The sequence below is a fragment of the Sporosarcina sp. FSL K6-1508 genome (assembly GCF_038007465.1).
Lineage (GTDB): Bacteria > Bacillota > Bacilli > Bacillales_A > Planococcaceae > Sporosarcina > Sporosarcina psychrophila_B.
Genome location: NZ_JBBOXF010000001.1, coordinates 3,050,921 through 3,075,952 on the forward strand (window position 1 = coordinate 3,050,921; position 25,032 = coordinate 3,075,952).

The following is a 25,032-nucleotide window of genomic DNA, read 5'->3' on the forward strand; positions in this document are numbered from 1 at the left end:
GAAAGGCGTTGATCATCATAGACAAAATTATTTACTGGAATGATCATGAAACGGTTTTGTTTGCTGTTGAAGAATTAAGAAGGTTAATGAGAGAGGCAGGACATGAAAGTACAATCGATGCTCGAGCGGCATTCACTGTGCTTAATGAAAATATGTATAGGATTATCCTGCTAACAACAAACGAATATCATTCTTTGGTGGATATAAAAAAAACAATCACGCTAACTGAAGATGGTTTTGCATTGATTAGATCAGAAAATGATATGTGGATTATTGGGAATGAGCCCCGTTCTATTCTCTATGGCGTTTATATGTATTGTAAAAAGCAGTTTGGCTACCAGTGGATTGAATTGGACAAAGAAACAATCGTTCACCCTCATTCACCAAAGAAAGAAGAATTATATATACATGAACCGATGTTTGCTAGACGTGGAAATATTATTGAAACCATTAACGATCCCGGCTATATCAATTCCCTCATAGATTGGGGTGTTAAAAATGGACAAAATGAATATTTCTTCACGTTCTTCTTATGGGATGAGATTAAATCATACGTGACTCAGACATTAAAAAAACGGAATGCTCAAGTAACATTAGGCGGTCATAGTTTAAGTTACTTGCTTAGAGAGATACAAAAGAATACGGATGAGAACATGCTTAAGCAAGATGAAAAACTAAAGTTCTTTGCTGAAAATACATATCTTCAGGATAAAGTCATTCAAAAAATAGTTGCTATCTGTTTGGAAAACAAAGTAATTACTAGAATCTCGTTGTGGCCTGAAGATATCGGAATCGACGAAAAAAACGCGAGTGGATTTTTGCCGACCTATATTCGATTTACTGATAGATTGAAAGAAGGGCTTGGTAAAGAAGGGTTACACGTAGAAGTAGAATATATTGTGTACAATGCTGGGTTGTCTTGGAGTATGTTGGAGAGGGAAAGTCAAACTGAAGCGTCTGATCAAGTCGACGTTTTATACGCCTATTGGGGAAGGGATTATTCGTCAGCCATTGATTCAAGTGATCCTAGGCAAATTAGAGCCCATCAAGCATTACAAGACTGGAACAACCAAACGAAAAAAGGTGGGAAATCGTTAACAGTTCTTGAGTACTATAGTGATCATTTTATGTTAACAGACCTCTTTCCGCCACTTCTTATGAGAATACAGCAGGATTTACATGATTATAAACAATTGAATATAAACGGTGTTTTAAATTTAATTGTACCCACACATCAAAAACAACAATATCCAGAGTTAGAGGTCAACTATCCTTGGAAGTGGATCAATCATTTTAATAATTACGTATACACAAGGATCGCTTGGGGTGAGCAATATGAGATGATTGCCGAGGATTATTTCGCTGTTTTTAATGAAGATAAAGCAGCAATTCACGAGATGCTTATTGAAGTAGAAAAACTTGTTTCACAGCATACGAAATGGAATGCGCCCCTATTTCCCGCTAGAGTAGTTGATCCGGAAAAAGTTCATGAACCAATGACTCAATTAATGGTTCAGGCTTATTTAAAGGAAGTATATGATTGTTTATCAGCGTGGGATGTAAGCGAAATAGATTCATTATTAGCTATTCAAACAAAGGATAACTTTAGAGCATTTTCGGCAAAAGAAATGATGTTGATCTATTTTTATTATCTAAAAAAAGGAACGGAAATTTATACAAATGCATGGGCACTAAAAGGTGAAAAATAAACCCTAGCAGAATATACGGAGGTATAACTAATGGATATTAGCAATCTGCATTATTATGTACCAACAGAAAAAGTCAACGAACCAATGTTAATTGAAAAAAATCTAATTATTTACGGGGGGACACCAGCCGGTATCACAGCAGCTATTCAAGCGACGAAAATGGGGCTCACTGTCGTAATCGTTGAGTTCAGCAAACATATCGGCGGGATGACTGCTAGTGGATTAGGTGCTACAGATCTTGGCGCAGAAGATGCGGTGGGTGGGCTTTCGAGAGAGTTTTATCAAGAAATCGCGAATTATTATGGAAAAGAAAAACAATGGAAGTTTGAACCGAAAGCGGCTCAGTATGTGTTTGATAAATGGATGAAAGACTATGATATTCCGGTTTATTTGAACCAACATTTAGCCGAAGTTACTAAAGAGAATGGAAAAATTATTGAAATTGTAATGGAGAATGAAAACCGTTTTAAAGGAAAAGTTTTTATGGACTGTAGTTATGAAGGTGATTTATTAGCTCAGTCAGATGTCACTTTTTTTGTTGGACGAGAGTCGAATGCAACGTATAAGGAAATTTATAATGGGATTCAGTTTGGTGCACCTCATCATAAATTCGAAAAGTGGGTTGATCCCTATGTTGTGGAGGGGGAGCCAGAGAGTGGTCTGTTGCCCGGAATCACAGAGGATGATTCTGAACAATTGGGCTATCAAGGGCAAGGGGATCATAGAATCCAAGCGTATAATTTCCGGATTTGTTTGACGAGGGATAAAGAGAATCGTATTCCATTTCCTAAGCCACCACATTATGAAGCAGATCGATACCGGCTTCTTCTGCGTTATATAAAAGCAGGTGTTTGGGATGCGATGAACCTTCACACGATGTTGCCAAACGGAAAATCGGATTTAAATAATTACGGTGCAATATCGACGGACAATCTTGGAATGAATTACGATTGGCCTAAAGGGAGTTATCAAAGACGTGAGGAGATTTTTCAAGATCATCTAAATTATGATTTGGGGATGTTGTATTTTTTAGCGAATGATTTACGTGTACCAGCAGCTATACGGGAGGAAGTAACTGCTTGGGGGTTACCGAAAGATGAGTTTGAAAAAACTGGGCATTGGCCACATCAGTTGTATATCCGTGAAGGGAGAAGAATGATTTCTGATTACGTTATGACAGATCATAATTGTCTAAAGCAGACATTTGTTGATGATCCAATTGGTTTGGCGTCATTCCATATGGATTCCCATAACTGCCGACGTGTCGTGATTGATGGCAGGTGTGTGAATGAGGGAGACGTTCAGGTACCAATTGCTCCTTATGAAATTTCATATCGTTCCATTCGGCCGAAGATTGAGGAATGTACAAATTTACTTGTCCCGGTTTGCTTATCAAGTTCACATATTGCTTATGGATCGATTCGAATGGAGCCAATATTTATGATTCTAGGACAGACGGCGGGCACAGCAGCAGCCCTAGCTTATAAACAAAAAATAGCTGTTCAAGATGTAGATTACGAAGAATTAAAACAAGAACTTCTTAAGGCAGGCCAAGTTGTCGAATGGGGCGATGATATGGTGGATGACCCAATTAAACGAATGGAAGAAACGTTCGGAAAGTGATAAACAATACAATAGTGGAGGGGTCTAGATGAAAATCATTGCTTGGGAACGCGGTAGATTAAAAGAACTGGTAGAGTTATGGAATAAGGAATTAGCCGTTGATTTTCCGATGCGTGAAGAGCTATTTATGCAGAATAGCTTCGATGACGTGAACGTTAGCTATGACAGTTCTTATATCGCGGTAGATGAACAAGATCGTGTGATTGGATTTGTAGTTGCTAAACGATGGCAAGAAAAAATAGATGTGAAAATGGATACTAAAAAGGGTTGGATCCAAGTGCTATTAGTAGACAGTGCCTATCGTGGAAAAGGTATCGGTACAACACTTCTTGAACGTGTAGAAGCAGATTCCAAGAGAAATGGTGTTGAGGAGATACAATTGGGTGGAGATCCCTTCCACTATTTTTCAGGTATACCCGATCAATATAAGGATGCACAAAAATGGGCAGAAAAACATGGTTTCAATAAAAGAATAAACACATATGATTTAATTAATCACCTGGATAAAAAATATGACTTACCTGTTGATAATTCAGTTGCATTTACAATTCTTAAAAAGGCGGAACAAGAAGAACTAATTTCATTTCTAGAACGATGTTTTCCCGGAAGATGGGTCTATGAAACGATGAAGTACTTTGAAATGAATGGGGATGGACGAGAATTTGTTGTCGTCAAAAAGAAAGGTCAAATCATAGGGTTTTGTAGAATTAATGATAGCCACTCGCCTTTCATCGCACAAAACGTTTACTGGAGTCCTTTTTTTGAACAAAAAGTTGGAGGGATAGGTCCATTAGGGATTGATGCGAATGAACAAAAGCAAGGGTACGGATTAGCGATTGTTCAAGCGGCAATGGCTTATTTGCAAGAACGAAATATCGAAACAATCATTATTGATTGGACCATTTTAGTGGATTTTTATAAAAAACTAGACTTTAATCCATGGAAAATTTATGGTGTTTATTTAAAAGATTTAAAGTGAGATCTACCAACTATGGATAAACTGACGTAGAAATAATATTGGAGTTACTTTTTGAATCATTCAATTCACCTTGGAGAGATTAATCGTTATCAGCTAGGCTTATTGTTATCTCCTGCAATTGCAAATTTCTCTGCCAATGATATATCGTTAGACTACTAATATTATCGAACAGCAGATTAACCAACTAATGAACGGAAAAACTGTACAAGAATTCCGCTATTTTAACTCTGTATCCGAGAGGAAATGTTCAGCATTCATGTCTTGAGCTGAATCCTTCCTGTTCGGATTTTTTATTTCTCAATTATTTAGCGCGCTTGAATTAGGATATAGAAAACGTTCATGAACTAATAACATAAAGGTATTATAAACTCACTCAATTTATATTTTATGTATTAAAACACTTTTTTGGCAGAAGATAATAAGGAACCAAGCACTTAAAAGGAGAAGTGTTTTTGTACTAACTTTTCGCAAGGGGAATATCCCTGCAATATTTAGAAAAGTCCTTACAACTACAGGCTTGGTATTGATGAACTACCACAGGTGATTACGGCGGCGATTAATTCTTGGAACAGCTTAGAAAGTGAAGGAGGTGTAAATTCATGAGAACAATAAAAAGGATTGCCTTAGCTCTAGTAATAATTGGCGCTATTAACTGGGGCTTAATTGGATTATTTAAATTTGATTTGGTAGCATCAGTATTTGGCGGACAAGGGGCGTTTTTGTCAAGGGTAATCTATGCTCTTGTTGGACTAAGCGGACTGGCTTGCTTGAGTATTTTGTTTAATCCAGTGGAAGAAGTAGAGGTAGATACAAACCACCAGAGCTATAGAAATCTCAACTACGACACTGAATTCGGTGAGGAAACAGATTTTTCGAAGTTACGTGAATCCTCTAATGAAGATTCAGTTGAAAAGAAATCGCCTGAGAATAAAAATCGAAATTCAACAAAAGAGAAAAAATAAAGTAGGCAGAACAAAGTAGCGATATTTTCGTAAATATCCCTCTTGATGTAGCATTGACATCAAAAGGGATATTTTGTATTGAACAATAGCATATTTTTGTGACACTGAGTCAGCACCCTCTGCCTAAAGTTAATTAACAGATAATTAGGTTGTGAATATGATACAGTAATTAATAATAGTTAGATACTAAAGAAGGAAAAGTAGTAATGAATATTCAATGTGCCAACTTTTTGTGCTTTTACTATATTTCTAGGGAGGGTTGTTAAATGTATGAGCGATATGACTCTAATCATAAGGAAAGAGACGTGAAACTTCCAATATATCGACAAGCGATTAAAAAAGCAATTGAGCAAGACTTAGTACAAGACGAGGACATCATTGCTGTATTTTATGGGGGGGCTCTTGGGAATCGCAACACCGACAATTTTTCGGATATTGATCTTCGAATCGTAGTTAAAGATGAGGTGTACGATCGATATCGAAAAAATAAGAAGCAACGAGCTAGCAAATGGGGAAATGTGTTATTTTACGAAGACTTACCTTATACAAACTACAGTACTGCTCATTACGATAACTTTGTTAAGGTTGATACGTTTTATTATCATTTAACCGATATTATGCCATCAGTTTGGATGCGAAATATTGAAGTTTTCTTTGATACCAGCGAAATGTTAGAAGATATCATAGACAAATCAATGACGCTTTCTTATGAATTAACACCTGAAATTATAGAAATATGGCGATCAAAATTCTTTGCATATCTTCATGAAGTATATCGGAGAGTCATGAGAAATGAGATCTACTATGCATTACAATGTCTGGATAATATACGGTTTTCCATTGTTAAAGCATGGTATATGGAGGCAGAACTTCAACCAAATCTTTTTGGTGACTGGGCAAAAGTAGAAGGGGAAAGAAGCCCTTTGAAAGACTGGCAGCTGCAGCTTCTTAGAAGTTGGAACGCGTCAAGGGATCCCCATGAAATTATGCAGATACTCAAAAGAATAATACCTGAATTTAAACGGCTTCATAAGTCTTTATGTGAACAGGTTGGAATGAAAGAAAATGAGGAGTGGGTAGAAAAAGTACTTAATAAAGTTTTTTAATTTAAATGCAAGGTTTAGCATCTATTTCCGTGAACCTAGTTTCAGGGACACAGTTGAAAGATAATACGTATACCTGTCTGATGACTTCCGTCGCGTTCCATTAGGATACGCCATTCGGGGGTCATTTTTGACTGTTAGCAGGTTAACTGATATATGATGCTAAAAGCTAATAATGAAAACAGCAGTATGACAAAATTGCTTGTTCTTTCGTCATATTCAGCGTGAGTAAATGGGATAGCAAAATAGAGAGTTGGTTTTCCTCAAAGGAAAGTAAACTACAGATCTACTATAGTAATCTTTCAAAAATGATGAAAAGTAATCAGATTGTTACAAATGAATTACGTTGTAACAATCTGATTACTTTTCTTTCGATTCTATTGCGTTAGTTTATTTGGCTCCAGTTCGGATATATAAGAGAGTGTTAGACCAAAACTTTTAAAAGGAGAGGTTCAGTAATGGCAAAAGACGACAACAACAATAATCGTAACAGTAACCAGAATGGAATGTCCCTAGAAGAAGCGGGTCGTAAAGGTGGAGAAGCAACAGCAAAGAACCACGATAGAGACTTCTACGAAGAGATTGGTAGAAAAGGTGGAGAAGCAACAGCGGAAAACCATGACAGTGACTTTTACGAAGAGATTGGCAGAAAAGGCGGAGAAGCTACTTCCAAGAATCATGACAGAGACTTCTACGAGGAAATCGGCCAAAAAGGCGGAGAAGCCAGAGCTCAACAAAATGACAATAATAACAACGATAACGATAATAGTAGCAAGATGAGTAAATCAGAAGCCGGCCGAAAAGGCGGAAAAAACAGTAACGGTAATGGACAAGATAATTAACATTCATATCCATACTTAATAAATAATTTCTCGATTTTTCATAGAAGCTTTATTCATTTTCCGATACACCAAATTTTTTAAAAGGAGAGGTTCAATAATGGCGAAAAACAATAATAACAATCGAAATAATAACCAGAATGGGATGACCGTAGAAGAAGCGGGTCGTAAAGGCGGAGAAGCAACAGCGAAAAACCACGATCGAGAATTCTACGAAGAAATTGGCAGAAAAGGCGGCGAAGCCAGAGCTCAACAAAATGACAATAATAACAACGATAATAAAGGCAAGATGAGTAAATCAGAAGCCGGCCGAAAAGGCGGAAAAAACAGTAACGGTAATGGACAAGATAGTTAATGTCATATCCAAACTTAATTAAATAAAGTCTCGATTTTTTCATATTAGCGATAATCATTTTCCGATACACCAAATTTTTTAAAAGGAGAGGTTCAATAATGGCGAAAAACAATAATAACAATCGAAATAATAACCAGAATGGGATGACTGTAGAAGAAGCGGGTCGTAAAGGGGGAGAAGCAACAGCGAAGAACCATGACAGAGACTTCTACGAAGAGATTGGTAGAAAAGGTGGAGAAGCTACTTCTAAGAATCATGACAGAGAATTCTACGAGGAAATCGGTCAAAAAGGCGGAGAAGCCAGAGCTCAACAAAATGACAATAATAACAACGATAACAATAACAACGGCAAGATGAGTAAATCAGAAGCCGGCCGAAAAGGCGGAAAAAACAGTAATAGTACCGGTAACGGAGAGAATAGTTAAGTATCATTTTGCCCTAATTGGCAAAACAAAGCCCCGACACATTGCAATATAATGTCGGGGCTTTGTTTTGTAGTTTGACGGAAACAGTTGTATTAGTTGATGATGAATTCCTTATAGATATTATCAACTCTTACTTGATAAAAGTCTATTTCAACAAAATATGAACTTTCTATTAACCCGCGGCTTGTATGCTCATTTCTGCAGTTAGTGCCTGATAAAGACGTAGATCATTTTCATACAAATTTTTATAAGTTGCCAAACTATGGGCTTTTACTTTCTCAAAATCTCCCCAGTTGACAATACCATAAAATCTGTTCAACATTTCAGCATTTCTCCAAGCTGTTTCTTCAAACTCAATATTCATCACATGTTCTTCGATAATCATTGCAAAATGATTGATAGATCTACGGTATTCGAAAGCCGTATATTTTCGCTTCATGAGATAAATTTCAATTGTTCGCGGCAACGAATCCAATAATGCTTCCCGGTCAACTGCGTGACCTAATTCATGCAACGTTAGTGTCTGAATGTATGTTTCCAAGGAAACGGGCTCTTGCATACTCTTTCTAGCTTCCTTGATACGTAATACATCAAAACCGACAAAGTTATGGATGAAATTATAGCTCATATTAACGCCTGAATGCTGGTGCTTTAGCAAGGTATCCATGTGAACAGCTTTTGCGGTCGCACTGATACTTTGTTTAATGCGCTTATTTAGGTTTCTTTTATTCATGCATTTCCCTTGCTCTCATTTAAAATTTTATATGTTTACTCTAGTTTATTAGCGGGTATAGAAGAATAGGCATTAGTAAAGGTTCGCAAAAATATTTTCGTATATTTAAGTTTTCCCAACTCTCATATTATAGAGGAATAATGGGTGTAATTCAAGATATTACATCTGTGTCTTTGCGTGATTTAAAAATACCTTGCACCGAAACATATTTCACTTGTTTCGATGCCAGGTATTTTTTATTTATAAAATTAAACCCCGCGTTTATTGCCCCATACAAGTGTATGCAGCTGTGGCAATACTTTGACGTCATTCATTATCGGCGAGCAGATCGCTTGCTCGATGAGCCACTCGTATCGTTTCAACAATGTTGAAATAAGAAGGGCATCATCAGTTGTCGTCGAATCATCATTTCCTACTTGTAGAAAGAAAGGAAACGCCGGATAACGGAGATGAACTACTGCGGCAAACTCGAAATCCTTCTCGTCGAAAATGACGACTTTTAGGCTAGTGTTCGAATCAATCAGTTTCTCCATAAATGAATCTAGTTTACTGAAGTCAGTTATCATCCCTGAACTCGGTGGTTTTGGGGAAAGCGTGATATCATCGATTTTTATTAACCAGTCCTGCCATAAAGATGCTTGTGTTTCGACCGCAACTTTCCAACCTTGTTCATGACATAAATCGACAAGTTCTCCGATACCTTTATGAAGGGCGGGGTTCCCACCTGAAATTGTGACATGTGAAAATGATTGCCCCCCAATTTCCTTAAGTTCCTCTATAATCTCTATCGGTTGTTTTGACGTACTCTTTCCTGAGCCATCCCACGTAAAACTGGAATCGCACCAAGAGCAGGAATAATCACATCCAGCTGTTCGGACAAACATCGTTTTCAGTCCCATAACCATTCCTTCACCCTGAATAGTCGGACCGAATACTTCCATCACAGGGATCTTCATACGTTTACCTCCCGTTCCGGACGGTAAATAACGTAACTTGTCGGCGTTTCCCGAACAATAACTTGAAGGCACACAGGTTTATTGCTTGTCGTCTGGAGAACTTCTTGAATCGAATTGCTGATCTGTTCCGCTAGCAGCTCAGTTGTTGGAAAACTGTTCTTAAATTCAGGATGATCATTCAGTACAGAATGATCGTATTTATCATGAATGAGGTTTTTGAGTTCTTTGAAATCAATCAGAAACCCGATTGAATTCAACTCATTGCCTCCAATTGTTATATTTAAGAAATACGTGTGCCCATGCATCACTTGGCATTTACCAGCATCTTCGCTTGGAATGAAATGTGCTGCAGAAAAATGCATATCCTTGTTCAGTTCAAAACGATAAGAATGTTGAACTTGTGGATAAAATTGCTGCATCATTCAAAGACACCTACAGACTTGTTGGATAAATAAACAGCTAGTCCATCATTCCGTAATACACAGGCAGGGCATTCCCCGCAGCCTGTGCTTGGAATTCCGTTGTAACAAGTAAGTGTCTTATTCTGAATAAACTCGAGCGCATTAAGTTCATCAGCCATAGCCCATACTTCGGACTTATCGAGCCACATCAATGGGGTATGGATGACAAATTGCCCATCCATCGCCAAATTGAGCGTCACATTCAATGCTTTTATAAAATTATCACGGCAATCTGGGTAACCACTGAAGTCCGTTTCACTTACACCTGTAATTAAGTGCCGAGCGCCAATTGCATTCGCATAAACTGCGGCGAATGAAAGGAACAGATGATTTCTACCTGGTACGAAAGTCGACGGCAATTCACCTTCCACTTCCTTTACCTCGATATCATCCCGCGTCAAGGCATTCGCAGACAGCTGGTTAATCAAATTCATATCTAGCACTTTGAAAGATACTCCGAGCTCGTCTGCAATTTCTCTAGCACACTCGATTTCCTTTACATGTCGCTGACCATAGTCGAAAGTGACCGTTGCAACTTCGCGGAAATTCTTCAATGCCCAAAATAGGCACGTCGTACTGTCCTGGCCGCCACTAAAGACGACAACCGCTTTTTCATTTTTCAAACTGAACATCTCCTTAGTTTTTTAGAGAGGGAGTTTTCGAACCTCTTTTTTTGAACAATGTTAATAATAGCATAGGTAGAGAATGTTTGGGCTGGGGATTGGGATTTACAAATGAATAATAAGGGGTGACAGTCACCTAGTCAAATTATAAACAATTCAGAAAATACAAAAAGGCCTAGAGAGTAAAGAAACACTCCCATATATGATCGATTTAGCGAAGTGCTGAACTCGATTCAAGGAGTGTTTTTATTTGTCTAATTTTTTTGTTTTTTTGTGCAAAAATACTAACTCATTTCCATTGAACAGTCTCAATGAACTGCCGCAATAATACCTTCCTTGTCATCTAAAAGTAGTTTTATACCCGCAGCGAAAGGGTCTCTATTCAAAAATTCCTTGAGCCATAAACGCAGAGCTGCAATTATATCGTAAGTAATGAGAATTTGCTGTTGCCCATTTACAAAAGCCTCCGCAGAAAATCCATCATTATCGTCATACATTAGTTCCACTTGAACATCTTCAGGAGTCACATACTTTTTGCGCGAATGATAAACGCAGATTGCATTAATAATATCCTGCTCCGAAATAGTTAACTCCTCCATTGATTTATCTCTTCTTTTTTCTTTTTCTCTTTTAACATGACGAAAATTTTACGAATAATAACTACTAAAAAGATGATCGCAATAGCGTTGATTGCGAAGCCAAGAAGAGATCCTAAAATACCCATGTTCGCAAATAAACTACCAAATAGTAATCCAGCAAGACCACCGATAAATAGCCCTTTCATAAGACCACCTGACGTGAATCCGCCTTTTTTCTTTGCAGTTGTTGTGGATTTTTTTGTGTTAGAAACATCTTTTTTCTTTTGGATAGTTGAATTGTTAAACTTACTATCATTATTTGTGTTAAAACTTTTCTTTCCTGACTTGTAAGGTTTCGCCTCAGCTGTCGTATGGTCGTTGAAAACATAGTTTCCAATAGGTGAAAGTAAAAGCGTAATCACCAGTAAAGCTACAAATAATTTTTTCATTTTATGCCCTCCATTAATTTGGTATGAGATTTTTATGAGTAAGTAAGTACATACCACCTTAAATAGTTTAAACTATTTAAGAAAAAAAACAAAGAAAGTTTAACTTTTATATCCTCAGTGTTGTGTTCAAATTACTTAGTAGCTATCTCACATATTACCAATAAATAAGAAATTACTGATCTAAAATCAATCGTTAGTAGTCAAGGTACTAATGGTCCACAAGTTAATCTTACATGACTCTAAAACATTTCCCTCATTGGCGTAATCCTGGTCTTTCTTTATGCTGAGTGTTCATCTGTAATGATTATGATAAAATGAATATACTTTGATTTGAAGGGAAGCGTTATTAGTGAAATCACCATTTACGTTTATACATACAGCACCAGAAGCGACGGCTGGCAAGCAACCGGCTATTTTTTTATTACATGGAATGGGGAGTAATGAGGAAGATTTGCCGCAGCTTGTCAGAGAATTTAAAGACAGCCATCATATTTTCAGTTTGCGGGGTCCTATTGTATTTGATCCAGGCTACGCTTTTTTTACAATTGAAGAGGAAGGTAAGCCAATTCGTGTTGTATTTGATGAAGTGCTCACGTATATTCAAGCATTTATTCACGAAGCGATTGCGGAATTTGAGCTTGATGAAGAACGAATTTATGTGCTTGGTTTTAGTCAGGGGGCAGTGCTTGCTCAGTCTTTAGCATTAACGATGGGCAGCGTAATACGTGGCGTTGTGGCGTTAAGTGGCTATATACCAGACTTTGTAAAAACGGATTATAGGAAACAGTCCGTTGATCACTTGAACATCTTTATTTCGCATGGGGAGTATGATTATATTATTCCCCCTCAATGGGGTGTGGAAAGTAAGGGGTATCTCGAATCTTTAGGTGTGAATGTTACCTTTAAGACATACAATGACGGCCATGGCGTCACGCCAGAGAATCATCAGAATCTTGTAGAATTTTTACGTCAGAGTTAGTAAGTGGCTGACATGATTTCAATTTTATAAAGTAAAACACAAAAACCAGCCATTTAAATGACTGGTTTTTGTGTTGTCAGCACTTACACGGATTGTCTATGAATGCATAGTCTATATAGATCAGAATTTAAATTATGAAGGAGATAAAAGGATGATTAACTTTCAATTTTTTAATGGTATTGTAACCATGATTAGTGATTTTCCGGTTGGGCAAAATAGTGAAGATACTGGTTGTTACAAACTAATCTCTGTGGATAATGGCAATGGCAATGGCAATGGCAATGTAGTGAATTTTGTAGTGTCACCTACTACTTATTTTGTAGATCATGTCATGGTTAAAGTTGGTGATCAGATAACTGGTTTTTATGATGCAAACGCACCTGTGCCTTTCATCTATCCTCCTCAATATCGAGCCATCGTAATGGCAAAAGATAATCCCTATCAAAATGTAAAAACAGCCCATTTTAACAGCCAACTTGTCAGTAGTGATGGTATGTTAAAATTAAATATTCCCCCAAATACGCAAATTTTCTTGGAGAATGGGCAATCATTTACTGGAAATCTTGCAAACCGAAATCTGATTGTTATCTACGGCGCTACCACTAGAAGTATTCCAGCCCAAACGACACCTTATAAAATTATTGTTGTGTGTTAACGGTTTAAAATACGAATCAACTGAGTCAATTTTATGATAGAACAATAAGGCTTAAAATCCGAGCGAGGTCGATTTCCGTGGGATTGGCCATATTTCTACGTTTTTTTGCAGAAATTAAGGCGGGTGCGAAATAACTGTGGATGTTAACCTTTCAAAAATGTTTTTCACATTGGCTCCAATCTTCAAGTCTGCACATCTAGTAAACTTAGGGAGTTTCAAACAGAAAAACTCGAAGCCACGACTGATAATGACTAAATACACGAAATCCTCATGAGTGAACCGCCCCCCAAAATTGTTAGACACTATCTAACAATTTGGGGGCTTTTATTTCTAAAAAATATGAAAGGTAGTCGATTCACATGTCAATTAATCTTAAATACATGCCCGCCGTTCATAACCGAAAACGTAACAGCAAAAGGGCTTTGTAAGGAAATTATTCAGCTCAGCAATTAAAGTACATGGTCAATAAAACTCTAGAGCTCCTTACGCGTACGCCTGTGCGTATAAACTGTGGAATATATTTTGTTCCAGATTCGATTTTGGAAGAATTGGGAAAGCTAATTAAATTCACATCATCCATCGAAAACAGTGAAGGTTTTAAAATCCCAGTCGACAATCGAAATGTGGTTAAAGCCGAACTCAGTGATTGTAAAACAAGTGGGAATCTTAGGATAGGAGAGGTCAAAGTAATCATTGTATATGCTAATGCGGTCATTCTTAATTATAAAAAATTACAGATGAAGGGATGGATTATTTATGACGAACAATTTTTCGATACTAGAGGAAATTAAAAATGCGCTGAATGACAAGTTCTTTGAACGCGAAAACGTGGTGGAAGCAATCTTGATAGCGATATTATCACGTCAACACATGCTTATGATTGGACCGGCTGGTACTGCAAAATCCGCATTATCAGTAGAAATCTCAAAGATTGTACAAGGCACAAAATACTTTCAATGGCTGCTGACAAGGTTCAGTACACCTGAAGAGGTATTCGGTCCATTATCGCTGAAAGACCTAGAACAAGGTGTGTACAAGCGGAATACGGCAACAAAAATGCCAGAGGCAAATTTGGTATTTCTTGATGAAATCTTTAAAGCGAATAGCGCGATTTTAAACAGTTTACTCACTCTAATTAATGAAAGGCTGTTCTATAATGACGGGTCGCCAGTTCAAGTTCCCTTAATGTCTGTAATTGGTGCCTCAAATGAATATCCCGAGGAAGGAGAAGGGCTTGAAGCCTTATTCGATCGTTTTCTTTTACGATTTGAAATTGACTATATTGCAGATGAAACGAATTTTGCTTCAATGATGAAAGGTGCTGGACAACATCAGAAAATGCCATCCATAACAATGGAAGAATTGGTGGAACTTCAGTTTTTAACGGACATGGTAGCCATTCCTGATGAAGTATACGAGACCCTATCGAAGATTCGTACAGAGTTGCGGGATGAAGGAGTCCGCCCATCAGATAGACGGTTCAAGCAGTGTTTAAGTGTCCTACAAGCGAAAGCGTTGATTAACCAAAGGCAAGTCGTGAACGTAGATGATATTGTTATCCTTGAAAATGTCCTATGGGATACGTTAGACCAAAAGGAGGCGGTGTCATTCATTGTTCGTAGCCACGCACAAGATGTTGTAACTCGGGCCCTCGATTCCATACAAAATGAAGCAAATGAAGTGTTCTATTACATACAACAGGATAATTCGACAGATGCCGGAATGGAAGCAACTCAAAAAATGAAAGACTTAGTGGCTGAAATGAATAAGCTTAAAAAACACAATCAAAGTCGAGAGGCTGAAATCGACGCTTTACTTTATAAAGTGAATTCAATGCATCAAGAAATCCTCGACAGTGTTTTAGAACCTATGGATTTTGATAATCAAAGTGAAAATAAGACAATCGATAGTGAGTCCAGTGGCATCTTTTTTAAAATGTGAAAGGGAGTGTTCTTCGTGATAAGAACTAGAAGTCACAATGATAATCGTTCAGTAATGAATACGGACGCATTCGATAAAAGACGTTTCCAAGAAATTTTTGAGATGTCACGAGGACTTCAGAAGATAGCAGGTGAAGCGGCGTTGCCAACATTCGAACCATTACTGGCTGATATTTGGGCTTCCTTATATAAGATGAAACCGGAAATTAAGTCAGTGGACGTAGAAAGCGTTCTTGAGGTTAATAAATCACTGATGGAAAGAATCATGGCGGATGAATACTTTGAAATCTATCGGAGCTACACCCGATTGGATGATTTGTCTTCAGCCATCTGCACAGTGAAATTCGGAGAGAAGATTAATCAATGGCTGCTTGACCAAAAAGTGCAAGATGAAGACCTTCAACAACAGATGCGGGAAATCCATACAATGCAAAGACAACTTCAAAAGCAGGAAAGACAAGAATGGGGTGGAGATGGCAATCAGAAGTTAGATGATGAATTTATACAAGCGATGGCTAAATTGAATAAGAAATTGCAACAGAATCTTCTATACAACAGCCATAGCTTTTCACAAGCAATGGCTCGAGCCATGCAAGAAACAAAACAGGTGAAAGTTGGTCTGAAATCGTTACTTGGTGGCTCAATTGCTGGGAGTGGTGATGCAGATTTGAAAAAAATTCCTTTAAGCGACCAACTATCTTTAGCTGAGAAAATTGCTTCTGATAAAAAGATGAAAGAAATAGCAGATTGGGCGGGTCGGTTCAAACAGATCGCGCGTAAAAAGCAGAAATCCAAACATAGCGAATCCATGGAAAGAAGAGGAGTTACGTTAGGTAACGATATTGAGAGGTTGCTTCCGATGGAATTTGGCTTATACACGCATTCAATAACGAAGAACGATTTCCTTCGTCGGTTTGTGGAAGGCCAGACCATGCAATATGAGCAGAAAGGGCGTGAAGTATTGGAGAGGGGTCCAATCGTATTTTGTCTAGACCAGTCAGGTAGTATGAACAAACTTGATACCCAATCCAAAGGTTTTATATTAGCCCTTATGTCCATCGCAAGAAAGCAGCGAAGGGATTTTTGCTTAGTATTATTCTCTACACGTACACAAATCTATAAATATGAAAAAGGGAAAATTAAAGGTTCTGATATGGTTAGTTTGGCTCGCACCTTTTTAGGTGGAGGAACGAACTTTGCACTTCCACTTGACGAAGCAATGAACATAATAAACGAAAGTCGTTTTAAACAAGCAGATCTAGTTTTTGTTACAGATGGAGAAGACCAAGTAAGGGACTCATTTCTAGAAGCATTCAATATAAAGAAACAAGAGAAAGACTTCAATGTGCTTTCCCTCGTAATAGGTTGCAACACAAATTTTGTTGCACAGTTTTCCGATAAAGTGGTCCAAGTTAAAGATTTTAATGACGAGGGAAGCTTTACCGCATTTGAAATTTAATTTTGGGTGCATATACATGACATTAATTGGATAATGCATGCCAATTATATGCGAATGAAATAGGTATTGAAGAAGTGTATGTTTATCTAATCCATATTGGTTTTTTATAGAATTGGATGAATTGGTGGTTGTTTTTCCTTGGATAGAAATGCACACAAAAAACGAAATCCAAGATAAAAGTTACCATAAAATGGACGCTAATTGCTACCACCCTCTATCCTCATAGTAACAAATCCGAGCAGTGGCTATGATATAATAAATGTGTAAAAATGCATCAGTATGGTACCAATTGGGCCGTGTATTGAGGGGGGGAAAGTAGAATGATTTATGCGGAAGGAATTATATCTTTTTTGTCAAAAGACATAGTGCCTACATCAAATACTTATATGAAGAATGACCTTGTACATATGGAGATTATTGAAATAACTGAGCGGTATTCAACTACTAACAGAACAAAATCTTTAGAGATTACTTGTCGTTATACAGCTTCTCTAAATGAAAATTATGAGTGTAAATCACTTGAGGATTATAATGGAAAAGTGAAGCCTTTTCTGCAAAAACAGATAGATCATTTGATTTACAGAGTCGAGGTTCATTACTTGAACTATATGTGAAATTAAGTTTAGGACAATTAATTGTGAAGTGAATTTTAGTCGCTATGAATACGATAGTTAGGGTGACATATTCTAAATTCCAGAACCACCTCAGACTGCAAATTCGATAGACTGAGGTGTTTTTGAATCTCTGTAAAATCACCTCTTCATTAAAGAGTGGGGAACTGAATTGGACTCCTTCTATTATATATGGTGAGATGAAGAATTCCATTGAACCGCTGCGGTGCTAGGGTAGCCTCCCGCCATATGCCAGGCAGCTTCACCGCCAGTCTTATGGCGAGAGGCTACCCCTGTTAATGCGCCTTCGCTCGATTTCTACACGGGATTCAATACTTCAACTTATAGTGGGCAATGTAAAGGATAATTGAGGAATTATATCTGAAAATAAGCGTAATGGAAACCTGAATACCAATGCAGTGCGAAGACTTAGACAACTTTTGTGACCAAATGTAATGTGAAGTGAAAGCGTTTTCGTTTATAGTTTTTGTAAGGGGGAGCTAGCTATGTTGGAGAGCAGAAGCTTGAATACATATTACCAATTAATGAAATTGCAGCCAGTGCAACTATCCTGGTTTATTGACATGCTGAACTTATCCGGACGTCAGTTTCAATATGATGTAGAAAAAATTAATAGCTTCTTAAGTGACGAGGGGGTGTCACCCATCCGGATTTCAACAGACCGCATTCTGATACCCACTGAGGTCATTAATTTTTGGAGAGAAAACAGCACAGACTTTGTGGCGAATCAATTTTCTTTTGATCAGGAAGAACGTGTGATTATTTTCTTGTTATACACCTTTATCAGACGCGAACCTCTCTCCAATTTTCACTTCCAAAATACTTTTGGAATTAGTAAAAACACTGTCAGTGCAGATGTAAAACGGGTCAATCGCTTTTGTGTCGATTTCCGAGTTGAGATTCGTTATACACGTGAGCAAGGATATCATTTAAAAGGGTCAGAAGAAGATAAGCGGAATTTGATGCTCAAGGCGATTTCGGTGTTGAAGGTTAAGCCACATGCACATGAGAAATTCACTTTTATATTTCAAGAGCAACAGTTCGAGAATCAATATAATCTTTATCAACAAATTTTGAAGGATTTTGAACGGCAATATTCATTCACATTTATTGAAGAAAGATTGGATGAATTTATTTACTTACTTCAAATGGTCCATATTCGTCAACAGCAACAAAAATGGGTGCTGATATATCCGGATACGGTGAGTTTTTTAGAAAAGAAAAAAGCCTTCAAAGTATCGAGATTGATTCAGCAACGTTTAGGGTACACGACCCACTCTGAAGAAGTTTCCTTTCTAACGATCCAACTACTCGGTATATGTCAAGGAGAAGTCAGCCCTACTAGGACTGATATGCTACTTGAGATCACGGAACAAATTGTTGTTAGTTTTGAACGTTTTGCGTGTATCCAGTTGCTAGATAGAAACAAAGCAATTGAAACGTTATATTTGCATTTTAAACCGGCTTATTACCGAATGCTCTTTAAAATACCTATTACAAATGCATTGCTTGCTGATATTAAGGAAGAGCATCATGATTTGTTTACAGTTGTAAAGGAAGTACTAAAACCTATTGAAGAAATGCTGAATATTAAAATACCTGAAGATGAGATTGGTTTCCTTACCCTTCATTTTGGTGGGTTACTTAAGCTGGATAGTGAGAGTCAAAGCAAAGTATTCAGGGCTTTAATTGTTTGTCCAAATGGGATTAGTTCAAGCATCATGCTGGAAAATCAATTGAAATCGCTTTTTCCACAATTTCAATGGACTTCATCGCTCTCATCCTATGATTTTCAGCAACTCGATGAAGCGAAGTATGATTTAGTATTCTCCACTGTTTTACTTAAAACAAAAAAACCGTTGTATATGATTAGACCGATTATGAGTGAGGTGGAAAAGAATGAACTCATCCAAATGGTAAAAGGGATGACGTTTCAACAGCCTTATCATACTCCAACTTCAGATGAGTTAATGAAAATTATTCGCCAATATGCGGAAATCAAACAGCCAGAGTTGTTAAAAAGCGCATTGCAACAAGTGTTATTTCAAAATGATAGCTTGAATACGAGGAGGAAACAACCGGTGCTAAAAGATTTATTAATCGAAGAAAATATTCAATTTGCGGATAAAATCGGGAATTGGAAAGATGCCATCAAGAAAGCAGCAGAACCGTTACTATTAAATGATTCCATTACAAATCAATATATCGACGTAATGATTGAGAACGTTGAAACAATTGGACCGTATATTATCATTGGCGAACAAGTTGCAATCCCTCATGCGCGCCCAGAATTTGGCGTCAAAAAATTAGGGATGAGCTTGTTGAAATTAAAAGAATCCGCGCACTTATTAAACAGTGAAGCCAATCAAGTTGAAATATTTATTTGCTTAGCTGCGATTGATAATCAAACACACCTAAAAGCGTTGGCTCAATTAACAAAATTGTTAAGTGATCCTGTTAAATTGAAATATTTAAAGGAGGCGGAGACAAAACAGGACATTCTTGACTTGGTTTCAGAGTTCTCAGTTCAATAGGTTTGTAACGTTCGATATAAGAAATTGAAAAGTACGATTAAAACTAACAATCATAGGAGGAAGAAAAGATGAAAATTTTAGCAGTGTGTGGGAATGGATTAGGAACGAGTTTCATTCTGTCAATGAACGTAAATAAAGCACTAAAAGAATTGAACATTGACGCTGAATGCAAAAATATGGACTTAGCGAGCGCAAAATCAGAGGTAGCTGATTACTATATTGGTACCCCTGAAATTATGGAACAATTGCAAGACGGTCAAAGAAAAACAATTAGCATCATCAATATGGTCAGTGCGGATGAAATCCAAAAAGCGTTGACTTCTCATATCATTGGGGAGCAATAATATGTTCGATTTGATAATGAAGGACATTTTAGGAACACCTGCCATTTTAGTCGGCTTGTTCGCTTTATTTGGTTTAATATTGCAGAAGAAAGCAATTACTGATGTTGTTTCTGGAACATTAAAAACCATAATGGGCTTCATTATTCTTGGAGCAGGTGCGGCGGTATTAGTAGGTTCACTTGATATCTTCGGAAATATGTTTGAAAAAGCATTTAATATTCAAGGTGTTATTCCGAACAATGAAGCAATTGTAGCTATGGCGCAAAATGCTTTCGGCGCTGAGACAGCCATGATTATGTTAGTTGGTATGCTAGTTAATATAGTTATAGCAAGGTATACGAGGTTTAAATACATCTTCTTAACAGGGCATCACACGATGTTTATGGCTTGTTTACTTGCTGCTGTTCTTTCAACATCAGGAATGGGTAGTGCAATGATCGTAATCGTCGGCTCAATTATCTTAGGTGCATTAATGGTTCTTCTACCTGCAATGCTGCAGCCAACAGTAAGAGAAATTACGGGCTCGGATGATATTGCTGTAGGTCACTTCGGTTCATTTGGTTATTTCGTAGCAGCTAAAGTTGCTAAATTGACTGGAGACAAAACGAAATCGACTGAAGATGTAAAAGTTCCAAAATCACTTGGATTCTTACGCGATTCTTCTGTAGCATTGGCATTAACAATGGCAATTATGTTTTTTGTTGTGGCTATGGTTGTTGGTCCTACCTACATTGAAGAAAACCTGAGTGATGGTGCAAACTTCTTAGTATTCTCATTGCTACAAGCAATTACGTTTGCCGCAGGTGTATTCATTATCTTGGCGGGTGTTCGTATGTTAATTGCTGAAATCGTTCCTGCATTTAAGGGAATCGCAGATAAAGTTGTTCCAAATGCGAAACCAGCATTAGACGTTCCGATCGTATTCCCATTTGCACCAAACGCAGTTATCATTGGATTCTTATCAAGCTTTGCAGCAGGATTGTTAAGTATGTTTTTATTACCACTTGCAGGCTTAGCTGTTATTGTACCTGGACTCGTTCCACACTTCTTTTGTGGAGCTGCTTCCGGAGTATTTGGAAACGCGGTTGGTGGCCGCAGAGGTGCTATAATTGGTGCTTTTGTCCAGGGACTGTTAATCAGTTTCCTTCCAGCCATGTTGATGCCGGTTCTGGGGTCGCTAGGATTTGAAGGAACAACTTTCGGTGATTCTGATTTTGGTATTGTAGGTATTATTATTGGTTATATTATCAACCTTTTCAGCTAATACCAAAAAGCGCTCCACTACATTGTGGAGCGCTTTTTGGTTCTGTTCATATATATGGAATTCCCTTGATGAAATTTTTGGATTTCGGTTTCTCACTCAAGAAAAGGGAATTTGTGCTGTTTATCTTGTTGTTGATTCAGTCACCATCTGAATCAACGACAATGTGAGAAATCGTTAAGCGAATAGATTGATTCCCTGCGAATTAGTCGAATGTATATGTAGGAAAGTCATTAATAAGATGAGAAAGGTCATGATAATTTCAGAGATGCCACCGCTTGAGCCAATACTGCCCCAATTTAAGATTACCAGAGTTCTTTTGACTTCAGAATTTATTTCCTTTTTCACTTACAAAGTGTTCTGAGAAAACAATACAAAATTTTTATGGTACTAATCATTCGTTCGTCTTATGTCAAACCATTGTGTCCGTGACATCCACTTCTACGTACTATAACAATGAATGCTAGTTATATGGCAATAAAAAAAGGGGGGATGATTTCATGCCAAGTCGGATTACCGACGTATTAAAGGAAATGGTTACTAAAAAAGAGACACAATTACTTGGACTTCAGACTGCGCTGCCTTTTATATTAGTAAGGAAAGATGGAACCCCTTTTACTGTACTAGGTTTTTCTAAAGGCTGTTTTTTTAGATCCCCTTTTTTTACAGTACTATCCGTGGATGAAGAAAACCTTTGTGTTGTGTTAGAAGTACTTGCTTCTTGCGGGTGTGGAAATAATCTATTCCATACAAAGGCTAGAGTTCTTGTTAATCTAGATTGTTTTTGCAGTATTGAAATTGTAGACAAACCTGTTTTTGACTTTTTACTTCTATCCCATGTAACGAAAGATCTGGTATGTTTGCCATTCATGTTAACGAAAAATGATATCACGAAAACGATATGCAGGATAAATCGAAAAGATGTCCAACTTACGGCGACAATTACCGTCTATTACGATGGAGAAGATTCACAAATTAGGTTGACCGTATATACATATGAAGGAATAATTACATTAATAGTCCCTAAAAACGAGTCTCGCTCTATTACTGTTTTTAAATTACAATCAATTGAAATTGCTGCTCCAATTAAAGAAGTAAAAGGAACAATTGAAATGCAACTTAATTATTGTGAAAAGAAGATTATTTATTATTAATCGTATATTTGAATGAAGTGCCCCCTAATCTAAGAAATGTTGGACATAGAATGTAATGTACATGAAAAAATGATTAGAGGAGGTAATTATTTTGGCGAATTTGGGATGTTGTTCAAGCTCAAGTAGTGTAAATGATTCTGTTTGTGCTACCGTATCTATTGTTGATGCTACTACGTTGATTCCTATTTGGGAAAATACCACTAATTTTATGATTAATGGCACTATCCTTGTAGAGAACAACGGGCTAACAAATGCGTGGGATGCTGGAATTATAATAAATGGAGTAGTGGCTCCTGTTATAACAGCTGCACCCGGGGAATCACACTCTATTACTGTGAATAATCTAACCAGTATTGAAGTTCAGGGCTCAGGTACCGGAACAGTTAACACACCTGTCAAAGTTTCTTTCTCACTAAACTATAATTTTTAAGTCTGCTATAATTCGTAAAGGGAAAATCCAGTATCAGCCTATGGTAGGCCAGTGCTGGATTTTTTGATTTCTTAGTATCGCCCGCTATTTACCGTCGGGCTAGAAAAACTGAACCTTAATTTAAACGAATGATTGTTAGGGCAGCTCCTGTGGACCCTCCACCTACTAAGATTACGGTGGCTAATAAACCAAAAAATTGGAGTGAAATTGTATTACCCGCTGTTAAAGACACAATCAAATCATTATTGAAACTCGATGCAGCTACTGCTGGGGATACAATTGAACCGGGTATAGGAGTAGTACCATTTAGTATTAAGCGAGAACCCGCGAGTAGTGAAACGGTTGTACTTATTTGATACGTCAGATAATAGCGACCTGTAACAGGAACGGTGAAAATAGTGTTCGCACCATTTACAGAAAAACCATCTAAATTTTGGTTGTTGGGAAGCGGAACGCTGGTACCCCCAAGTAATACTAAAATAGTGCTACCAATAGTATTAGAAGCGTACATAGAATTGGCGGTCACACTTGTCCCGGTAGGTCCTGTTGCTCCAGTAAGTCCCGTTACTCCAGTTGGCCCTGTTGCTCCAGTAAGTCCCGTTACTCCAGTAGGTCCTGTTGCTCCAGTAAGTCCCGTTACTCCAGTAGGCCCGGTTGCTCCAGTAAGTCCCGTTACTCCAGTAGACCCGGTTGCTCCAGTAAGTCCCGTTATTCCAGTAGGCCCTGTTGCTCCAGTAAATCCCGTTGCCCCAGTAGGCCCTGTTGCCCCAGTAGGGCCGTTATTCCCTGTACAGCAACCAGCTGCAAAGAGTTTAGCACACATAGTAATCATCTCTACTTTCTAAGTCCTTTCTCTATTGTATTTTTTTTTGCACAGCTTGCTTGTGTTTTTTTAAAATAGCTATGCTAAACGGTTCAGTCGCTATTTAATAAATGGGAATGCACCTTCCGCAGCGTGAGTAAATAATTAATTAATTAATTAATTAATCATAGGTTTCCTTAGGGTGGCATTAAAGGATAATACTGAGAAGTCAGAATGCTGAAAAGTATCGCTTGAAAGATTTTTTTGCTAGACTAAAACTATCCGAATTTATCAACTAAATTAAACTTTTATTTACTAACGGAGCATACTGGTTAAAGAAATCATTGAGGGGTGAGGGGAATTATGGGTTCAAGAATAATGCACTTGGTTATCGCTAATAGAATAGCAGAACAGCTGTCAATTGAAGATAAAACAACATTTTTACTGGGAGGTATTGCTCCAGACGCAGTTTCACCTAAAGACTTATCACATTTCTTTAAAGGTGAAGAACAGGACTATTCTAGAAGTATTGACTATAAAGGATTTCTAGATAAATATAGTTCGCTAGCAGAAAGTCATTATATTTTAGGATATTTTACACATTTAATCGCGGATGATATATGGCTAAAGGGTTTTTATTTACCTTGGTTGAAAAACAGAATGGAAGTTGATAAAGAAATATTAAGTTTATACCATAATGATTTCCGATTACTAAATGGAAAGTTATTAGATTACTATGGTTTTAAAGATGAATTTAAAGAAATGCTATGTGATACTCCGGCAATCCTGAATTTACAGGAGGTAAAGTCCAAAGATGTCGAAGAATTCATTCCTTATGTAGTAGGGGATATGGAGTACGGTAAGGAAGTCATAAATGAAAAACTACATGTATTTACGTTTAATCAAATAATTGGTTATATAGAGACATCAGTTGATAAGGGATTAATGAGTATAAAACCTATTCTTACATAATCTACTCTTATACAAAAACGAATGTATCTCATTTTAAAAAACAGAACCTTTCATGTATTCTATTTCGTCAGATGA

General features: G+C 37.4%; 27 protein-coding genes, 1 pseudogene and 1 riboswitch. Of the genes and pseudogenes, 21 read left to right on the forward strand and 7 right to left on the reverse strand.

The window, feature by feature from the left end:
* The first annotated feature begins 8 nt into the window (after positions 1-8).
* The 9 genes from MKZ11_RS15340 (at position 9) to MKZ11_RS15380 (ending at position 8,159) form a co-directional block, all read left to right on the forward strand.
* Positions 9-1,709: an alpha-glucuronidase family glycosyl hydrolase gene (locus tag MKZ11_RS15340; RefSeq protein ID WP_340795258.1), complete on the forward strand. Its 1,701-nt coding sequence runs from the start codon at positions 9-11 to the stop codon at positions 1,707-1,709.
* Positions 1,710-1,739: 30 nt separating this feature from the next.
* Entirely contained in the window at positions 1,740-3,332 is a 1,593-nt protein-coding gene (locus MKZ11_RS15345; RefSeq protein ID WP_340795259.1) for an FAD-dependent oxidoreductase, read from the forward strand.
* Positions 3,333-3,360: 28 nt separating this feature from the next.
* Positions 3,361-4,311 carry a GNAT family N-acetyltransferase gene (locus tag MKZ11_RS15350; protein WP_340795260.1) on the forward strand — a complete coding sequence of 317 codons (951 nt, stop codon included), beginning with the start codon at positions 3,361-3,363 and terminating at the stop codon, positions 4,309-4,311.
* A gap of 599 nt (positions 4,312-4,910) precedes the next feature.
* Positions 4,911-5,273, forward strand: coding sequence for a DUF378 domain-containing protein (locus tag MKZ11_RS15355; RefSeq protein WP_340795261.1), 363 nt, complete (start codon positions 4,911-4,913; stop codon positions 5,271-5,273).
* Between the two features lie 266 nt (positions 5,274-5,539).
* Complete coding sequence (locus MKZ11_RS15360) at positions 5,540-6,379, forward strand: hypothetical protein (RefSeq protein ID WP_340795262.1); 840 nt, start codon at positions 5,540-5,542, stop codon at positions 6,377-6,379.
* 455 nt (positions 6,380-6,834) lie between these two features.
* Positions 6,835-7,218, forward strand: coding sequence for a general stress protein (locus tag MKZ11_RS15365; protein WP_340795263.1), 384 nt, complete (start codon positions 6,835-6,837; stop codon positions 7,216-7,218).
* A gap of 97 nt (positions 7,219-7,315) precedes the next feature.
* Positions 7,316-7,570, forward strand: a complete 255-nt coding sequence (locus MKZ11_RS15370) for a KGG domain-containing protein (protein ID WP_340795264.1) — start codon at positions 7,316-7,318, stop codon at positions 7,568-7,570.
* Between the two features lie 98 nt (positions 7,571-7,668).
* The gene (locus tag MKZ11_RS15375; protein WP_445327003.1) at positions 7,669-7,995 is read left to right on the forward strand and encodes a KGG domain-containing protein; all 327 of its coding nucleotides are present in this window, start codon (positions 7,669-7,671) and stop codon (positions 7,993-7,995) included.
* A 17-nt stretch (positions 7,996-8,012) separates the two neighbouring features.
* Positions 8,013-8,159: a hypothetical protein gene (locus MKZ11_RS15380; protein WP_340795265.1), complete on the forward strand. Its 147-nt coding sequence runs from the start codon at positions 8,013-8,015 to the stop codon at positions 8,157-8,159.
* A gap of 8 nt (positions 8,160-8,167) precedes the next feature.
* On the opposite strand, the gene MKZ11_RS15385 is transcribed toward MKZ11_RS15380, so the two are convergent.
* The 6 genes from MKZ11_RS15385 to MKZ11_RS15410 form a co-directional block, all read right to left on the reverse strand.
* Positions 8,168-8,728: an integrase gene (locus MKZ11_RS15385; RefSeq protein WP_340795266.1), complete on the reverse strand. Its 561-nt coding sequence runs from the start codon at positions 8,726-8,728 to the stop codon at positions 8,168-8,170.
* A 248-nt stretch (positions 8,729-8,976) separates the two neighbouring features.
* Positions 8,977-9,684, reverse strand: a complete 708-nt coding sequence (queE, locus tag MKZ11_RS15390; protein ID WP_340795267.1) for a 7-carboxy-7-deazaguanine synthase QueE — start codon at positions 9,682-9,684, stop codon at positions 8,977-8,979.
* Entirely contained in the window at positions 9,681-10,106 is a 426-nt protein-coding gene (gene queD / locus MKZ11_RS15395; RefSeq protein ID WP_340795268.1) for a 6-carboxytetrahydropterin synthase QueD, read from the reverse strand. The genes queE and queD overlap by 4 nt, the downstream gene beginning before the upstream one ends.
* A complete protein-coding gene (gene queC, locus MKZ11_RS15400) occupies positions 10,103-10,768 on the reverse strand; it encodes a 7-cyano-7-deazaguanine synthase QueC (protein ID WP_340795269.1) in 666 nt (221 codons plus the stop codon). The genes queD and queC overlap by 4 nt, the downstream gene beginning before the upstream one ends.
* A 7-nt stretch (positions 10,769-10,775) precedes the next feature.
* Positions 10,776-10,819, reverse strand: a riboswitch (PreQ1 riboswitch).
* A gap of 257 nt (positions 10,820-11,076) precedes the next feature.
* Positions 11,077-11,367 carry a YxcD family protein gene (locus tag MKZ11_RS15405; RefSeq protein WP_340795270.1) on the reverse strand — a complete coding sequence of 97 codons (291 nt, stop codon included), beginning with the start codon at positions 11,365-11,367 and terminating at the stop codon, positions 11,077-11,079.
* A complete protein-coding gene (locus MKZ11_RS15410; protein ID WP_340795271.1) occupies positions 11,355-11,795 on the reverse strand; it encodes a hypothetical protein in 441 nt (146 codons plus the stop codon). The genes MKZ11_RS15405 and MKZ11_RS15410 overlap by 13 nt, the downstream gene beginning before the upstream one ends.
* Positions 11,796-12,144: 349 nt before the next feature.
* Here MKZ11_RS15410 and MKZ11_RS15415 point away from each other — a divergent pair, with 349 nt between their 5' ends.
* The 11 genes and pseudogenes from MKZ11_RS15415 (at position 12,145) to MKZ11_RS15465 (ending at position 23,183) form a co-directional block, all read left to right on the forward strand.
* Positions 12,145-12,774: an alpha/beta hydrolase gene (locus MKZ11_RS15415; protein ID WP_340795272.1), complete on the forward strand. Its 630-nt coding sequence runs from the start codon at positions 12,145-12,147 to the stop codon at positions 12,772-12,774.
* Between the two features lie 151 nt (positions 12,775-12,925).
* Complete coding sequence (locus MKZ11_RS15420; RefSeq protein WP_340795273.1) at positions 12,926-13,429, forward strand: hypothetical protein; 504 nt, start codon at positions 12,926-12,928, stop codon at positions 13,427-13,429.
* Between the two features lie 443 nt (positions 13,430-13,872).
* Positions 13,873-14,220 (forward strand): annotated as a pseudogene (locus MKZ11_RS15425) (DUF6744 family protein); the annotation flags it as partial.
* The gene (locus tag MKZ11_RS15430) at positions 14,186-15,370 is read left to right on the forward strand and encodes an AAA family ATPase (RefSeq protein WP_340795274.1); all 1,185 of its coding nucleotides are present in this window, start codon (positions 14,186-14,188) and stop codon (positions 15,368-15,370) included. The pseudogene MKZ11_RS15425 and the gene MKZ11_RS15430, both read left to right, overlap by 35 nt.
* 15 nt (positions 15,371-15,385) lie before the next feature.
* Positions 15,386-16,828, forward strand: a complete 1,443-nt coding sequence (locus tag MKZ11_RS15435) for a vWA domain-containing protein (RefSeq protein ID WP_340795275.1) — start codon at positions 15,386-15,388, stop codon at positions 16,826-16,828.
* Positions 16,829-17,148: 320 nt separating this feature from the next.
* On the forward strand, positions 17,149-17,442 hold the full coding sequence (locus tag MKZ11_RS15440) for a hypothetical protein (protein ID WP_340795276.1): 294 nt from the start codon (positions 17,149-17,151) through the stop codon (positions 17,440-17,442).
* Between the two features lie 503 nt (positions 17,443-17,945).
* On the forward strand, positions 17,946-19,994 hold the full coding sequence (locus tag MKZ11_RS15445) for a BglG family transcription antiterminator (RefSeq protein ID WP_340795277.1): 2,049 nt from the start codon (positions 17,946-17,948) through the stop codon (positions 19,992-19,994).
* 68 nt (positions 19,995-20,062) lie between these two features.
* The gene (locus MKZ11_RS15450) at positions 20,063-20,338 is read left to right on the forward strand and encodes a PTS sugar transporter subunit IIB (protein ID WP_340795278.1); all 276 of its coding nucleotides are present in this window, start codon (positions 20,063-20,065) and stop codon (positions 20,336-20,338) included.
* Between the two features lies 1 nt (position 20,339).
* Entirely contained in the window at positions 20,340-21,602 is a 1,263-nt protein-coding gene (locus MKZ11_RS15455) for a PTS ascorbate transporter subunit IIC (protein ID WP_340795279.1), read from the forward strand.
* A gap of 497 nt (positions 21,603-22,099) precedes the next feature.
* On the forward strand, positions 22,100-22,753 hold the full coding sequence (locus tag MKZ11_RS15460) for a CotZ-related putative spore coat protein (RefSeq protein ID WP_340795280.1): 654 nt from the start codon (positions 22,100-22,102) through the stop codon (positions 22,751-22,753).
* Positions 22,754-22,844: 91 nt separating this feature from the next.
* Positions 22,845-23,183: a DUF3992 domain-containing protein gene (locus tag MKZ11_RS15465; protein WP_340795281.1), complete on the forward strand. Its 339-nt coding sequence runs from the start codon at positions 22,845-22,847 to the stop codon at positions 23,181-23,183.
* A 115-nt stretch (positions 23,184-23,298) separates the two neighbouring features.
* Here MKZ11_RS15465 and MKZ11_RS15470 read toward each other — a convergent pair whose 3' ends face one another.
* Positions 23,299-24,006 carry a BclA C-terminal domain-containing protein gene (locus MKZ11_RS15470; RefSeq protein ID WP_340797020.1) on the reverse strand — a complete coding sequence of 236 codons (708 nt, stop codon included), beginning with the start codon at positions 24,004-24,006 and terminating at the stop codon, positions 23,299-23,301.
* 342 nt (positions 24,007-24,348) lie between these two features.
* Between MKZ11_RS15470 and MKZ11_RS15475 the strand changes: the two genes are divergently transcribed.
* The gene (locus MKZ11_RS15475; protein ID WP_340795282.1) at positions 24,349-24,957 is read left to right on the forward strand and encodes a zinc dependent phospholipase C family protein; all 609 of its coding nucleotides are present in this window, start codon (positions 24,349-24,351) and stop codon (positions 24,955-24,957) included.
* Positions 24,958-25,032 lie beyond the last annotated feature (75 nt).

Excerpts from the sequence above, each read along its gene's own strand:
- MKZ11_RS15345 (WP_340795259.1), top strand. The coding sequence starts at position 1,740 with ATGGATATTAGCAATCTGCATTATTATGTACCAACAGAAAAAGTCAAC.
- MKZ11_RS15350 (WP_340795260.1), top strand. The coding sequence starts at position 3,361 with ATGAAAATCATTGCTTGGGAACGCGGTAGATTAAAAGAACTGGTAGAG.
- MKZ11_RS15355 (WP_340795261.1), top strand. The coding sequence starts at position 4,911 with ATGAGAACAATAAAAAGGATTGCCTTAGCTCTAGTAATAATTGGCGCT.
- MKZ11_RS15360 (WP_340795262.1), top strand. The coding sequence starts at position 5,540 with ATGTATGAGCGATATGACTCTAATCATAAGGAAAGAGACGTGAAACTT.
- MKZ11_RS15365 (WP_340795263.1), top strand. The coding sequence starts at position 6,835 with ATGGCAAAAGACGACAACAACAATAATCGTAACAGTAACCAGAATGGA.
- MKZ11_RS15370 (WP_340795264.1), top strand. The coding sequence starts at position 7,316 with ATGGCGAAAAACAATAATAACAATCGAAATAATAACCAGAATGGGATG.
- MKZ11_RS15375 (WP_445327003.1), top strand. The coding sequence starts at position 7,669 with ATGGCGAAAAACAATAATAACAATCGAAATAATAACCAGAATGGGATG.
- MKZ11_RS15385 (WP_340795266.1), bottom strand. The coding sequence starts at position 8,728 with ATGAATAAAAGAAACCTAAATAAGCGCATTAAACAAAGTATCAGTGCG.
- queE (WP_340795267.1), bottom strand. The coding sequence starts at position 9,684 with ATGAAGATCCCTGTGATGGAAGTATTCGGTCCGACTATTCAGGGTGAA.
- queD (WP_340795268.1), bottom strand. The coding sequence starts at position 10,106 with ATGATGCAGCAATTTTATCCACAAGTTCAACATTCTTATCGTTTTGAA.
- MKZ11_RS15405 (WP_340795270.1), bottom strand. The coding sequence starts at position 11,367 with ATGGAGGAGTTAACTATTTCGGAGCAGGATATTATTAATGCAATCTGC.
- MKZ11_RS15410 (WP_340795271.1), bottom strand. The coding sequence starts at position 11,795 with ATGAAAAAATTATTTGTAGCTTTACTGGTGATTACGCTTTTACTTTCA.
- MKZ11_RS15420 (WP_340795273.1), top strand. The coding sequence starts at position 12,926 with ATGATTAACTTTCAATTTTTTAATGGTATTGTAACCATGATTAGTGAT.
- MKZ11_RS15430 (WP_340795274.1), top strand. The coding sequence starts at position 14,186 with ATGACGAACAATTTTTCGATACTAGAGGAAATTAAAAATGCGCTGAAT.
- MKZ11_RS15440 (WP_340795276.1), top strand. The coding sequence starts at position 17,149 with ATGATTTATGCGGAAGGAATTATATCTTTTTTGTCAAAAGACATAGTG.
- MKZ11_RS15445 (WP_340795277.1), top strand. The coding sequence starts at position 17,946 with ATGTTGGAGAGCAGAAGCTTGAATACATATTACCAATTAATGAAATTG.
- MKZ11_RS15450 (WP_340795278.1), top strand. The coding sequence starts at position 20,063 with ATGAAAATTTTAGCAGTGTGTGGGAATGGATTAGGAACGAGTTTCATT.
- MKZ11_RS15455 (WP_340795279.1), top strand. The coding sequence starts at position 20,340 with ATGTTCGATTTGATAATGAAGGACATTTTAGGAACACCTGCCATTTTA.
- MKZ11_RS15460 (WP_340795280.1), top strand. The coding sequence starts at position 22,100 with ATGCCAAGTCGGATTACCGACGTATTAAAGGAAATGGTTACTAAAAAA.
- MKZ11_RS15470 (WP_340797020.1), bottom strand. The coding sequence starts at position 24,006 with ATGTGTGCTAAACTCTTTGCAGCTGGTTGCTGTACAGGGAATAACGGC.
- MKZ11_RS15475 (WP_340795282.1), top strand. The coding sequence starts at position 24,349 with ATGGGTTCAAGAATAATGCACTTGGTTATCGCTAATAGAATAGCAGAA.